Below are 14,743 nucleotides of genomic sequence, written 5' to 3'. Positions count from 1 at the left end.
TTCTCAAAAGGGGAAAGCGAACCTCTGGTTCCTAACACTCCAGCCGAAAACAGGCCGCTTAACAGAAGGGTCTCACTGGTATTAGTAGACGGAAAATAATCCTACCTTTCTGCAGGATCAAATTGGTTTCCATCTAAAGAGTTATTTTTTAAAAACTCTTAAAAAAAAACGGAATATACCCTGCAAGCAAGGCTATGAAAAAGCCAGATTAATTTCTGGCTTTTTTCTCTTATTTTCTGTTTTGATCCGCTGCATCGGTATCTTTCAAAAACTTAATAAGGCCCTTCATATAAATGTCCTGATCATCATACATGCTCATGTGGCTTCCATTGGGACAGTACAAATAAGTACCGTTTTTTATCTGAGAGGCAATCCATTTCATATGTTCGGGATCCATAGTGTCATAGCGAGCTCCTATAGATAATGTTGGCACAGCCAGTTTTGGAAGCTCTTTTTTGATGTCCCATTTCTCGAGTTTTCCTGACAGTCCAAATTCACTTGGCCCTTGCATAGTTACGTAAAGCGACTGATTTATTTTACTAAAAGATCTATTTACCGGCTCTGGCCACTTGTCTGGATCTAAACGCAGTATGTGCTTGGCATAAAAGTTTGGCATCAGCAGCTCCATATACTGTGGATTTTCAAAATCTTTATTCTTCTCTATCTCCCTGATCTTTGCCAACACAACCGGATCCATCTGTTTTGCCAGCACTTCATCTGCATACTTATCATAATCAATAGCGCTCATCATCATATTGGAAATAATAAGCCCTTTTAGATGCTGCTGATACTTCAATGCATACTGGGAGGCTAAAATGCCACCCCAAGAGTGACCTAAGAGATAAAAATTGCTCTGATCCAGATCCAGTGCCTGTCGCACCTGCTCCACTTCTTCTACATAACGGCCAAGATCCCAAAAAGTCGGATCATTGGGATTATCGGAATTGCCAGTGCCTAATTGGTCGTAATAGATAAATTCGATTCCTTCCTGAGGCAGAAAACTCTCCATGCACTCAAAATATTCATGGGTAGCTCCAGGCCCTCCATTTAAAAGAAGCAACTTTATTCTCGGATTATTTCCGATGCGCTTGGTCCAGACCTTAAATTTTCCTTTCGGCGTGTTTATCTCTATAACTTTTATACCTCCCATTTTTATACCAGTAGATGTATCTTTTAAGTACGCGTCGAGAGATACGCTTTCTTTTTCTGCTTGCTTATCGCCACACGCTGTAGCACACAACATACCAAGCACTACTAGAAAAATCTTTTTATATGCATTCATGAGCATTTGATTTAAATTTACAGCTTTTAGTTTTCCAGCTCTAATATACTAAATTTCAGCGAACAGGAATTCTTTAAAGCAGAAGCTCTTTGTGATGCACTTACGCAACAAAGTCCTTTAACGAATGGTTTTGATGTTATCAATTACCATAATTTTGATTTAAAAGATATCTTTAAAATTTACGAAATAAATTATTAAATTAGCATACTATCATATTGACTATTAAATATTTGTGAATTTATAGCCTAGATAGATAAACCAAACCATAATCTTATTGAATTTAATGCTATTAGATGAACGGAAAAATACTTATTCAATAACATTCATTGATACCGAAATTGAACCAAACAAAGGTAAAATCCTTGATATAGGTGCAATTAAACAAAACGGTAATCAATTCCATAAAACATCTTTAGGGGATTTTGTACAGTTTCTCCAAGGTGACGATTATGTATGCGGACATAACATTTTAAATCACGATATAAAATATATAGGTGAAGCAATTTATGAGGCTGGGATTAAATCTCTAAACATAATTGATACACTATACCTATCTCCTTTACTATTTCCGACAAAGCCCTACCATGCATTATTGAAGGATGACAAACTTCAAACGGAAGACACGAACAACCCATTAAACGATTCCATTAAGGCACGAGATTTATTCAATAGTGAGGTTGCTGCTTTTTGGCAAATTGATAAAACACTTAAAGAAATCTTCTGCTTTCTCTTAAATTCCACAAAAGAGTTTGGAGCTTTTTTTCGTTTTGTAAATTACAGGAGTATAAGCTCTAATGCAGAAGCGCAGATTAGATTAAAGTTTCGAAATGAAATTTGTGAACAGTCAGATTTAACCAAAATAATTGCTGAACACCCTATTGAATTAGCGTATTGCCTAGCATTGATTAATTCATTCATAACCCATAAAACTGTTCATTCTATTACACCTCCTTGGGTTTTAAAGAACTTCCCTGATGTAGAGCGCATAATGCTATTATTAAGGAATAAACCTTGTATAACCGGTTGTAATTATTGTAATAACGCCCTTGACATCCACAAAGGATTAAAAAGATTCTTTGGTTTCGATTCATATCGGACTTATGGTGGTGAGCCACTCCAGGAAAAAGCCGTTAAGGCAGCTGTGAATAACAAGTCAGTATTGTCTGTTTTTCCAACAGGCGGAGGAAAATCAATTACATTTCAGGTTCCTGCTTTAATAAACGCTGAAAATTCAAAAGGATTGACTATTGTAATTTCTCCGCTTCAATCACTAATGAAAGATCAGGTTGATAATCTCGAAAAGATTGGCATAACTCAAGCTGTTACCATTAACGGATTATTAGACCCTATTGAAAGAGCCAAATCGTTTGAAAGAATTGAAGATGGTTCTGCTTCTATTTTATACATTTCTCCCGAATCACTAAGATCGAGAACTATCGAAAAGCTAATTTTAGGCAGGAAAGTAGCCCGTTTTGTAATTGATGAAGCACACTGTTTTTCATCATGGGGGCAAGACTTCAGGGTAGACTATCTATACATAGGGGATTTTATAAAACTAATTCAAGAAAAGAAAAACCTTGAGGATGGCATTCCAGTGTCGTGCTTTACCGCAACAGCCAAACAGAAGGTAATTGAGGACATACGGGATTATTTTAGCGAAAAATTATCGCTGGATCTTGAAATTTTCACTTCAAAAGCATCAAGAACTAATCTTCAATACAAGGTATTTGAAAAGCAAAATGAAGAAGAAAAATATTTGGCCACCCGAGATTTAATCGAAGAAAAAAACTGCCCTACTATTATTTATGTGTCCCGAACCCGAAAGGCTTATCTGCTAGCTGAAAGGTTAGCTAATGACGGTTTTAGTGCAAAACCATACCATGGCAAAATGGATAAACAGGAAAAGACTAAAAACCAGAATGCCTTTTTAAATGGTGAAACGCAAATTATGGTGGCGACATCTGCCTTTGGTATGGGTGTAGACAAAAAAGATGTGGGCTTGGTAATTCACTACGAAATCTCAGATTCCCTTGAAAATTATGTTCAAGAAGCAGGACGTGCTGGCAGAGATGAGAATATTTCTGCTGATTGTTTTGTACTGTTTAACGAAGAGGATCTCAGTAAGCACTTTATTTTGTTGAATCAGACCAAGCTTTCTTTAAAAGAAATCCAACAGGTATGGAAAGCAATAAAAGATATTACAAGATTTCGTTCTAAAGTATCCAATTCAGCATTAGAGATTGCCCGTAAGGCAGGTTGGGATGATAATGTTGTAGAAATAGAAACGCGCGTAACTACCGCAATTGCCGCTCTTGAAGATGCCGGATATCTTAAACGTGGACAGAATATGCCGAGGGTATTTGCTGACAGTATTTTATCTAAAAATGCCCAAGAAGCTATTGATAAAATAAACATTTCGAGAAAATTTGAAGAAAAGCAAAAAGAGCAAGGTGCACGTATTATAAAGAAACTCTTTTCAAGTAAAAGCAGAAAGCAGACCAATAGCGAAACTGCTGAATCAAGAGTAGATTATATTAGTGATCATTTGGGTATTGTAAAAGAAGAGGTCATTAATATTATAAACTTGCTGCGTGAGGAGAATATTCTGGCAGATGCAAAGGACCTGACCGCATTTATAAAAAAAGTAGACAATAAAAACCGTTCCCTTTCCATTGTAGAAATATACAGTAAAATTGAAAACTTTTTACTTCCAGTTTTCAAAGAAGAAGAAAGTATCTTTCATTTAAAAGAATTGAACGAGGAAGCTGAAAAAAATGGGTGCGATGGTGTAAATACCAATAAGCTGAAAACAATAATTAACTTTTGGTCTATTAAAAATTGGATTAAAAGAAAAAACTTAGAACATTCTAAAAATCACATTGCTGTACATTGCCTTCAAAATAAAGAACAGCTAAAAGATAAGCTTGAAAAACGGCATGAGCTCGCAAAATTTATAGTTGATTTTTTTTATGATAAAACCATCGCTGAAGCCATAAAAGATCAGGAAGATAAAGATGAGATTTTAGTGGAGTTTTCAGTACATGAACTAAAGGCTACTTATGATAATGGTTTCAGTCTTTTCAAAAAAGAAATAAGCATTGATGATATTGAAGATACGCTGTTCTATCTTTCAAGAATTGAAGCAATAAAGATCGAAGGCGGTTTTCTTGTTGTATATAATTGTTTAACCATTGAGCGAACCGAACAAAATAATAAAAAGCAATACACTAAAGAAGATTATCAAAAGCTTAGCCAATTTTACGAAAGTAAAGTTCAGCAAATTCATATTGTGGGCGAATATGCTCAAAGGATGATTACCGATTACAGAAATGCACTTCAGTTTGTGGAAGATTATTTCCAACTCAATTATAGTTCTTTCTTAAACAAGTATTTTAAAGGCAGCAGGCAAAATGAGATTAAGCGGAATATTACACCGGCAAAATTCAGACAACTCTTCGGGGAGTTGTCCCCTACGCAGTTGAAAATTATTAATGATAACGAAACACCGCATATCGTTGTTGCTGCTGGTCCAGGCAGTGGAAAAACAAAGGTCTTGGTCCATAAGCTTGCTTCGCTCCTTTTGATGGAAGATGTTAAACATGAGCAACTATTAATGTTAACCTTTTCAAGGGCTGCTACGACCGAATTTAAAAAGCGTTTACTAAAGCTCATTGGCAATGCCGCAAACTTTATTGAGATTAAAACATTCCATTCTTATTGTTTTGATCTTTTGGGTAAGGTTGGCACTTTAGAAAAATCGACGGATATTTTAAACACTACGGTTCAAAGAATCAAAAATGGTGATGTTGAGGCTAGTAAAATTACAAAGACTGTTTTAGTTATTGACGAAGCCCAGGATATGAATGCAGATGAGTTCGCTCTTATTAATGCATTAATGGAGCAAAATGAAGAAATGAGGGTTATTGCGGTGGGAGATGATGACCAGAATATTTATGAGTTTAGGGGCGCTAGTGCTAAATATCTTGAACAGTTCATTTATGACAACAAAACCATAAAACATGAATTGGTTGAAAATTACCGTAGTAAAAGTAATCTGGTTACATTCTCAAATCAATTTGTCCAACAAATTCATCACAGATTAAAAGAAACACCGATTATTGCTAATCAAACTGATAATGGAAAAATCAAAATTGTTAGGTATCGAAGTAATAACCTTATTGCACCTCTTGTAACGGATATAGTTGACACTAATCTTTGCGGAACTACGTGCGTACTCACAAAAACAAACGAAGAGGCTATAAAAGTTGCAGGGTTACTTTTAAAGAACGGCATCAAGGCAAAATTGATACAATCTAATGATGGTTTTAATCTGTATAATCTAGTTGAAGTCCGGTTTTTATTAGATAAAGTCGATCTGGGAACTAATATTTACACAATCAGTGATGAGATTTGGGACAATGCTAAAAGAGAGCTAATCAACACTTTCCGTAATAGCAATAAATTAGAGATTTGTCTGAACATCATCAAAGATTTTGAAACCACTAATCCTTATAAAAAGTACAAATCTGATTTAGAAATTTTAATCCGAGAGTCTAAACTGGAGGATTTCTATTCTGAAAATGGCGAAACAATTTTTGTATCAACTATTCATAAAGCCAAGGGAAAAGAGTTTGACAATGTATTCCTTTTGCTTGAGAATTTTAATATAGATACAGATGATGCTAAGCGCCAACTTTATGTGGCAATGACAAGAGCAAAATATAATCTATATGTGCATTTAAATTCAGGCTTTCTCAATCCATTGGTAGCGGAAAATCTTGAACAAATCGATGATTTTGAAACTTACAATGCACCTGATAAAATTGCGATACATGCCACATTCAAAGATATCTGGTTAGACTATTTTATTAACAGACAGGTTTTGGTTTCTAAACTTACGTGTGGAGAAATCCTACATGTTGAAGGTTATGAATGCTTAAATTCAAGCGGACAATCTGTACTGAAATTTTCAAAGCAATTCATCGAGAAAATTGAAATAATGAAGTCTAGACATTATCAATTAAAAAGTGTAAATGTAAATTTTATATTGTACTGGTTTAAGGAAGAAACTTCGCAGGAAATCAAAATAATTTTACCTGAGCTTTATTTTGAATCTATTAAAGCATAAGTGAAAATAGATATTGTTTTAATGGAAAAAATATTGCTCCTCTTCGCTGCTGTTATTCGTAAAGATTAATAATGTCATAATATGGCTTTATATTGAAGCTTACCTATTAACGAACCATTTTAAGTTATCAGCCTAAATTTTATGAGAAATGTTAACTAGCTTGAACAGTACTCGAGCGCACATAATTTCATTTTAATTAAATCATTAATCAAATTCAGACAAATAAATTTCAATGTCCAAAATAATCTCTCAAAGGATCGCTCCATTTTCTATCTAATACATAATCTACATCTTCACGCGACTGTCTTATCGCATTTGCTGCAAATTTACTGAGTTGCACTTCATTAAAGTCTTCAGGCGCTTTACCACCGTACACTTCTTCAATTAAATTTTTAAAGATTAAAGGATTACTGAAAGATTCTTCCAAATTTTCAAAAGCCTTGTGGAAAATACTTTTCATCTCCGAATTCATTCTCTCAAAGAAATAGCCATGGAACATCCAGAATGAAGATTGAAGCAAGGGGTAGCCATCAATTGAATTCAGCAAATCTTTTAACTGGCTCAAAAAAATAGTATATTTTATAAAGCCCCAAACTCCGCATTGCGCTTTAGATCTCTTTTCAGCTTCAGTAATAAATGCCGTATTTATTTTCTCTTCAGACGATAATATGTTAATTACATCTGAAATTTTATTGTCGCCGTACCAAACATAATCAAGCATTCCTAAAAACAATTCAACATCCTTATCTCTTTTCAAAAAACGGTTGAGCGAAATAAATTCGTTAAAAGCTGAAATTGTCACTGAATTTCCTTCAAGCTCAAAATACCTATTCTCTTCCGCAAACTCAGCAGTATAAGAAATCATTTTGTACTTATAATACTCGTTGTAGTAAGGCATAACAGAAGGGTGTCTTATAACTGCTAATATCTCTTTTGAAGAAATCTCATCAAATTTACCAGGCACATAACCGGCAAATATGGCAACTAATAGCAAATTGTAATATTCCAAAAGAGCATCAATTTCAAAGCGCTCTATTAGTTCTTGGCCATATACACCATCTGGAATATGAAACCGGAGCAGTTTTTTTAGTTCTGTCTCTTTATTTCGGTCAATAAAATTCATTATATTTTTGAATCCGCGGGCAGCTTTTCCTTTATCATGAAACTCTGCCTTTAATGACATTAGATTTCTTTCCTTATGCTTCATTTTTCTATGTTTTAAATAATCTGCTTTAACAGCTCAACAGGTGTGATGAAGGCGTCTTTTGGCTTGCAGACAGAAATATGTGTTGTATTTGGGATTACGTGGGCGGGAGAATCCTCAAGATAATTGAAATTCCTAACTATTTTATCTCCTTTAGAATATACCACCAATTTAGCTTTTGAAAAATTTCCTTCACCTCCATTTTGTAGAGCTGAAGTCTGATTTTTGATTGAATCTAGAATCCCATTATTTTTTGAATCCAAATCATTTAATATTGGAAATCTAAATTTAACAAACAAGCCAAATAACCCTGATAACCCAGGCAAAGCTTGCATTGCAAGGGAAATAACTTCTGCCCCATGATGGGCCGGAGCATATAACGCAAGTTCAGATTTTTCTACCCAATCATCTCCTGCAATATGTCCATGCAATTGGGCCTGTCTAATTAAAACTGCTCCTAAAGAATGGGCAACCAGAACTATTCGCTTATAGTCTCTTTCAGGTAAATTTTGAAGACTGGGCAAAATTTGGTTGTGAAGAGGTTTAAAAGCTAGATTTATAAAATGGTACAATTCCGCCGCATGGTCACCAGCTTGTCCCTTAAAAGTGTCATAACCATAAAAAACAATATCGGAATTTTTAAAATGATCATCAAAAAGTAAAATTAAGGGGAAGTTGTTCCATGTTCCTAATGCGCTACCTCCAAATCCATGAACAAAAACAATAAGATTCTCTGGGCTTTCAAAACTAAAATACCCTTGTGTATTAGCACCGTGTTTAATCTCGATTGATGTGGTATGATTAGTTGCCATAGGATCATTTCATCAGTTATTTCAACCAATTTTATTCTCTAAACAAAAATAAAATATATTAAAACAATTACACCAAGTACAAACACTTGTTTTTCAATTATTTAAATCTTAAAAAACCGCCATTTCAATAATTAAATCTATTTTTTTACAGAAATATTAAGCAATCGCAGAAAACCCAACGAAAGAGCAATAAACCAAACAGTCCAACCAAAATGTACAAAGCGTTGAATAAGTCCGGTATAATTCATTTGTATTGTTTCTGAAGGAATTGCTCTGATCAAGATAAATAACATAATAAAGAAACTGATCAAACTTAACATTCTGAGATTTTTCAATTCTTTCCTTTTCCACAAAATAGCTGACAATAATGGTCCCAATAACAGAAGCAAGAGTATTGGTCCAGATTTAGAATGCATTGGATTTCCAGAATGATAAAATGCTGCCCAGCCTAACATAACAGTAAATCCTACAATTCCTAAAAGTGGTGCTTTTTTCAATTTCTCTTGGCGGCAAACATTGAAAAGTCCGATTAAAAAAGGGATACTAAGTAAAGAACATAACCAGGTTGAAATCTCCATAAGATTTTCGGATTTTGCACCAATTGCGCCTAATGCGCTTATTGTGTCACGAACGTGACTGTAATTTTCGTTTTGCATTCCTGCAACAATTACAGAAAGCCAAAAAATAAATGGAATTAATAATCCTTGAAAAAGGAAAAATCTTGTGATTGATTGTTTCATAGTTTTGATTGATTAGATGATTCTTGTTAGACACCATCTTTATCAATCTGTTACATGAAACCTTTTTTATTTTTTTTTCTAAAATCATTCCTTTTCTCAACGCTAATACATTAATAGAAAGCTTTGAAATTTTTCTTAATTTCTATAGATCTATTCGGATTGACAACAATAATTTCATGATCGCGAATAACTTTTATTGTTGTACCTAAAGTTTTCAATAGCTAAAAAAGTTAGAAAGATCAAAACCTAAAAAGTTTAGCTTAGAATCTATTAAATAGTTACTTTTTAAATCCCCCCACTCCAGCCAGCTTTCATCTCACCTGCCAAAATAAAAAAGAGAGCCTTCAATACTATAATTTATCGTATTTTTATAGACCGTCTGTCTTTAAAAAAAAAGTGCAGACAAAACATCAAACTTAGAAATGAAAATAAAAAACCTCAATTAATCATATAAAAATGCAAAACATAGAAACCAAAGTGGCTTATATAACTGGCGCGTCTAAAGGCATCGGTTTGGGCATTGCAGAAGCTTTAGTGCGAAGCGGAGTTAAAGTGGCGATATCAGGAAGAGACACTAATGCGCTTGAAAAGGCACGTCAAACATTAGAAAACCAGAACGTACTTGTAATAGAGTCTGATGTCAGAAATTTTAATGACGAGCTGAAAGCCGTTCAGCAGATTGTGTCTGAATTCGGAAAACTCGATATTGTCATTGCCAATGCAGGTGTGGGAAAATTTGCGTCCATAGACGAAATGTCTCTAGAGGACTGGAACGCGATGATTGACACCAATCTAACTGGGGCTTTCCATACCCTGAAAGCGACCTGTGAACACCTTAAAGCAAACAAAGGCTACTATATTTCAATCGCATCACTTGCGGGAACCAATTTCTTTGCCAAAGGAGCTGCCTACAATGCATCAAAATTTGGCCTGGTGGGCTTTACGCAGGCTGCCATGCTGGATCTTCGCGATTATGACGTAAAATGCACCACTATCATGCCCGGCTCGGTTAGCACAAACTTTAACAGCCATACACCAAATGAAGATGATAAATGGAAAATTCAGCCATCAGATATAGGCCAAATGGTGGTAGACCTTTTAAAAATGAATCCGAATGTACTGCCAAGCAAAATAGAAGTACGTCCGACGAAAACTAAGTAATCAAAATTTTCTTTCCATTTAAATCAACATAGAATAAGAGCAGCCAAAAAGGCTGCTTTTTATTTACCGTCTATTGCAAACCATTAAATATGGAGCTTTAAAGTAATTTACTGAGTATTCTTCACAGAAAAACAATAGGCTAACCATAAATAACTGCTTATAATTCTGATTTTTATAAGTAATAATTCCCACAAAAACTTTAAAATTAAAAACGGAATTCCTATATTGTTCTGCTAAAAATTGCCTATGTCAGGCATATACATAAATACTTGCTTTCAAACTTTTTTCAGTTCATTTTAATAGAAATCATCTAGATTATGAAAAAATCATTTCTGTTCTTCATTACATTACTAGCTTTTACAGCATGCTCAAAACATCAAGGAAAAAAAAATATTGCTATCAGTGGAATAGATTCCACATTGCGGCCAGGTAATGATTTTTTTAAATATGTAAATGGCAAGTGGTACGATTCTGTATCAATACCTGCATCTCAAGCTGGAGTAGGTGCCTATATGTTTATGAATTTTCCGCAACGAATTCGATTACAGGGAATATTGGATAGCATTTCGCAAAGCAAAAATACAGAAGGAAGTATAGCACAAAAGGTAGGAGACTTTTATGCATCAGGTATGGATACTATAACCATTGAGAAACGCGGTTATGCGCCTATCAAACCTTTACTTGCCAAAATTGAAGCAATTAGTGATTTGCCGTCCTTAATGAACTTTGTAGCTAATGAAGAAAAAACTGGCAATTCTTCTATTATAGCTTTTGGAGTTTCATCTGATCAAAAAAACAGCAGTATGAACATTGCCGAAATCTATCAAACGGGTATTGGTTTGCCTGACAGGGACTATTATTTCAAATCAGATTCATCGACTATTGCCATACAGAAATCATACAAAAAATACGTTGCTGCATTATTTCAACAAACAAGCAGCGATGCCAAAGAGGCTAAAAAGAATGCCGATTTGGTTTACGATATTGACAAACAAATCGCCGTTTCGCATAAAACAAAAGTTGAACTTCGAGATGTGCAGGCAAATTACAACAAAATGGCTGTGAAGGATCTTGTAAAAAGACATCCCAACATAGACTGGATTGCTTTTTTAAATAATTTAGGTGCTAAAACGGATTCTATTAATGTTTGTCAGCCAGCTTATTATGATGCCCTTAATAAGCTTTTAAAAACCATTCCTATTAGTAATTGGAAAATTTATTTGAAAGCAAATTCTATAGAAAGATATGCAGACGATTTGAGCAAACCTTTTGTAGATGCTTCATTTGAGTATACCAAAGTGCTTTCTGGGCAGGCTGTCCAAAAATCACGTGGCGAAAAAATGGCTAATGTTATTGACAATTACTTAGGCGAAGCTCTGGGTGAATTGTATGCAAAGAAATATTTTCCAGAAGATGCTAAAAAACGTATGTTGATTCTCGTAAATAATTTGCAAAAAGCGTATGCTAAAAGAATCGATAAATTGGAATGGATGAGCCCTATTACGAAACAAAAAGCGAAAGAAAAATTGTTCGCTATTACTAAGAAAATAGGATATCCAGATAAATGGAGAGACTATAGCAACGTACAAATAGCTAGGAATGCCTATTTTGAGAATGTAGTTTCGGCCTCTACAGCTGCGTATCAATTTCAATTGGCAAAATTGGGCAAACCAGTCGATAAATCAGAATGGTTTACCACTGTTCCAACAGTTACAGCATACAATAATCCTACTGCAAATGAAATTGTTTTTCCTGCAGGTATTTTACAGCCCCCATATTTTGATAATGATGCAGATGATGCGCTTAACTATGGCGGTATAGGAATGGTTATAGGTCACGAAATAACCCATACTTTTGATGATCAAGGTGCTCAATATGACAAGGATGGTAACCTGAAAAACTGGTGGACAAAAGAAGATTATGCACAGTTTAAGTCAAGAATACAACAGGTTATCAATTTGTACAGTACCTATACCGTTTTAGACAATCTACACATTAATGGAGCAATGACAGTTGGTGAAAACACCGCAGATATTGCTGGAATAGCAGTTGCCTATGATGCTTTTAAAATGACCCAACAAGGACAAGGGAACACAAAAATTGACGGTTTTACGCCAGACCAGCGCTTCTTTATTTCTATAGCCAAAATATGGAGAGTAAAAATGAAAGACGAGTTCCTACGCTTATGGATTAACAACAATCCACACTCTCCTCCAAATTGGCGTGTTAATGGTCCTTTAATGAATACCACTCCTTTTTACGAAGCATTTGATGTAAAACAGGGAGACAAAATGTTTTTGCCTAAGAAAGATAGAATCACAATTTGGTAGTATCTCAGTGGAATGAGCGTTGTTCTTGTGAACGCAAATTACTTCATCTAAAAACAAAAAAGCTTCAGATTTCTCTGAAGCTTTTTTGTTGTAGCGGGAAAAGGATTCTATATCAAAATAAAAAAACAGCCCGAAGGCTGTTTTGATTTCTAAGCGATATTAATATAAATATCACCTATTTATTAATGTTTTCCTTTTCCGCCATGGCCATTATCATGGTGTCCTTTTTCTTTTCCAGATTTATTGTTACCATTGCCAGGTTTCTGCCCTATTGTTTTCTGAGGTTTCCCTTTATAACCTTTAGCATATTTTACTTTATGATTTTTGAAATTATCATAAGGGCGCTCGCCTCTGTAATCTGTCAGTACAACCTTATACTCGCTGTAAAGATCATAATTTCTATAAGCCGATGGCAAAGATCTAGCTCTGATCCATCTTCCGTTATTTAAATAAACATAATTAGATGTGTTGATATCATAATACGTTTCAAGATCAGGCAGATAATAATATCGAACGTCTGTATAGCCCACCGGTCCCCATGCTGGAGGATTTCCAATATTAACGTTTACCGATACTTGCGCGTTGGAATAATTAAAAGAAAGAAACAATACTCCAATAATAAAATATTTGATAGTTTTCATGATTTTACTTTTATTTATTATTATACCAGTTTAAAAAGACAAGAAACGTGCCAAAAAAAATAGCCTTTAAGAAATCTGACACCATAATTTATTGAAAATCAAATAAAAAAACCTCTAAATTAAATTTTAGAGGTTTTTAAATATCATCTCAATAGATAAGAAATAATCGGATCTAGCTATTTAAAATGCAGATCAGAGAATCAGAAAAACATTTGTCTTAATTAGCAGGTTTTTCCTGTTCCTGTTCTTCAATCCCTACCGTAGCATTATCACCAATATTAAAAGACAGAGAAAATCTTATCATATTATCTAATGGCGACTTCTGCTTTGCGGCAGAGCTTAAATAAGAGAAATCAAATTTTACTTTCTTGTATTTAAATCCGGCTCCAAGAGTTAAGTATTTGCGGTTTCCTTTTTCACTGCTTTCATGAAAATAACCTGTTCTTAGGGCAAAAGACTTTTGATATAGATATTCCAATCCAAGAGCCCAAGTAACTTCTTTTAATTCTTCACTAAAACCACCTGGCGCATCAGTAAAAGAACTGAAAGCTCCTTTAACAAATCCAGTCTCCTGATATTGCGCATTAGTTTGGTCATTTTGTGGTGATGGAACTAATAATTTATTAAATTCCATAGAAGCTGCCAATGTGTTATCCTGATCAAAAATAAAATCAAAACCACCACCTACTTTTAAATTAGCTGGCAGAAAGCTTTCAGATCCTGAATCTCCATTATACTTTAATTTTGGGCCAAGATTTGAAATGTTAAATCCTGCTCGCCAGATGCCATTAAAGTTTTTGAAAGCAGTTTCCTCCGTCTGAAAATATCCTGCAATGTCTACAGCGAATGAACCCGACGCATGGCCACTTGAGTTTCCCTGCTGAATTTCTAAATTAGAATGAATGTATCTACCTGTAACAGACATGGCAAATTTTTCACTTAATTTTAATGAATAAGATCCATCAAATGCAAGTTCATTTGGCTTCACAATTTGCCCTGCATCATCTTCATCTTGTTTGAATAAGGTTTCTCCGATTCCAAAATATCTCAAACTGAATGCAAATGCACTTCTTTCATTAATCTTGTTATAGAAATTTAAATTCAATAAACCGGTATCATTTGACAATGAAGACATATAGGGCGTGTAACTCAACCCTATTCCTAATTTGTCTTCTGCAAAAGGATATTTCGCCGCATTCCATTGCTGTGAGTAGACATCTGCCGAAGTCGCAACTCCCATATCTCCTATTCCTGATGCTCTCGCATCTGCTGAGACCTGCAAAAAAGGAACTGCAGTAACAATTGCCCTATTTTGTTCTTGAGCGAGTAGATTTCCAACTCCAAAGAGTAGTATAAATAATAGAAATATTTTTTTCATGTGTATCTGTTAATTGTTTTTGATTGAAATTCCAATGCGCTTCCGTGATGCAATATCTATTGTCGGA

Annotated in this window: 9 protein-coding genes; 3 read left to right on the top strand and 6 right to left on the bottom strand. The window is 34.6% G+C overall.

Annotation, left to right across the window (positions count from 1 at the left end; translation table 11 throughout):
* Positions 1–229: 229 nt before the first annotated feature.
* Positions 230–1,282: a proline iminopeptidase-family hydrolase gene (locus DM444_RS20565; protein WP_239455746.1), complete on the bottom strand. Its 1,053-nt coding sequence runs from the start codon at positions 1,280–1,282 to the stop codon at positions 230–232.
* 283 nt (positions 1,283–1,565) lie between these two features.
* On the opposite strand from DM444_RS20565, the gene DM444_RS20560 reads away from it, so the two are divergent.
* A complete protein-coding gene (locus DM444_RS20560; protein WP_111290116.1) occupies positions 1,566–6,410 on the top strand; it encodes a RecQ family ATP-dependent DNA helicase in 4,845 nt (1,614 codons plus the stop codon).
* A 229-nt stretch (positions 6,411–6,639) separates the two neighbouring features.
* On the opposite strand, the gene DM444_RS20555 is transcribed toward DM444_RS20560, so the two are convergent.
* The 3 genes from DM444_RS20555 to DM444_RS20545 all read right to left on the bottom strand — a co-directional run bounded on the left by DM444_RS20555 (position 6,640) and on the right by DM444_RS20545 (position 9,166).
* A complete protein-coding gene (locus DM444_RS20555; protein ID WP_162615019.1) occupies positions 6,640–7,617 on the bottom strand; it encodes a hypothetical protein in 978 nt (325 codons plus the stop codon).
* Between the two features lie 11 nt (positions 7,618–7,628).
* Positions 7,629–8,426: an esterase/lipase family protein gene (locus tag DM444_RS20550; RefSeq protein ID WP_111290112.1), complete on the bottom strand. Its 798-nt coding sequence runs from the start codon at positions 8,424–8,426 to the stop codon at positions 7,629–7,631.
* Positions 8,427–8,563: 137 nt separating this feature from the next.
* Positions 8,564–9,166, bottom strand: a complete 603-nt coding sequence (locus DM444_RS20545; RefSeq protein ID WP_111290110.1) for a DUF998 domain-containing protein — start codon at positions 9,164–9,166, stop codon at positions 8,564–8,566.
* Positions 9,167–9,622: 456 nt separating this feature from the next.
* Between DM444_RS20545 and DM444_RS20540 the strand changes: the two genes are divergently transcribed.
* Together DM444_RS20540 and DM444_RS20535 are read left to right on the top strand one after the other, a co-directional pair.
* The gene (locus DM444_RS20540) at positions 9,623–10,327 is read left to right on the top strand and encodes an SDR family oxidoreductase (protein WP_111290108.1); all 705 of its coding nucleotides are present in this window, start codon (positions 9,623–9,625) and stop codon (positions 10,325–10,327) included.
* Between the two features lie 317 nt (positions 10,328–10,644).
* Positions 10,645–12,657 carry a M13 family metallopeptidase gene (locus DM444_RS20535; RefSeq protein WP_111290105.1) on the top strand — a complete coding sequence of 671 codons (2,013 nt, stop codon included), beginning with the start codon at positions 10,645–10,647 and terminating at the stop codon, positions 12,655–12,657.
* Between the two features lie 182 nt (positions 12,658–12,839).
* Here DM444_RS20535 and DM444_RS20530 read toward each other — a convergent pair whose 3' ends face one another.
* On the bottom strand, positions 12,840–13,298 hold the full coding sequence (locus DM444_RS20530; protein WP_111290103.1) for a hypothetical protein: 459 nt from the start codon (positions 13,296–13,298) through the stop codon (positions 12,840–12,842).
* Between the two features lie 217 nt (positions 13,299–13,515).
* Positions 13,516–14,676: a type IX secretion system outer membrane channel protein PorV gene (gene porV, locus DM444_RS20525; protein ID WP_111290101.1), complete on the bottom strand. Its 1,161-nt coding sequence runs from the start codon at positions 14,674–14,676 to the stop codon at positions 13,516–13,518.
* Positions 14,677–14,743 lie beyond the last annotated feature (67 nt).

Origin of the sequence: Flavobacterium ginsenosidimutans, assembly GCF_003254625.1 — a bacterium.
In the GTDB taxonomy this organism is placed as follows: Bacteria; Bacteroidota; Bacteroidia; order Flavobacteriales; family Flavobacteriaceae; genus Flavobacterium; species Flavobacterium ginsenosidimutans.
This window is presented reverse-complemented; position numbering and strand designations above follow the sequence as displayed.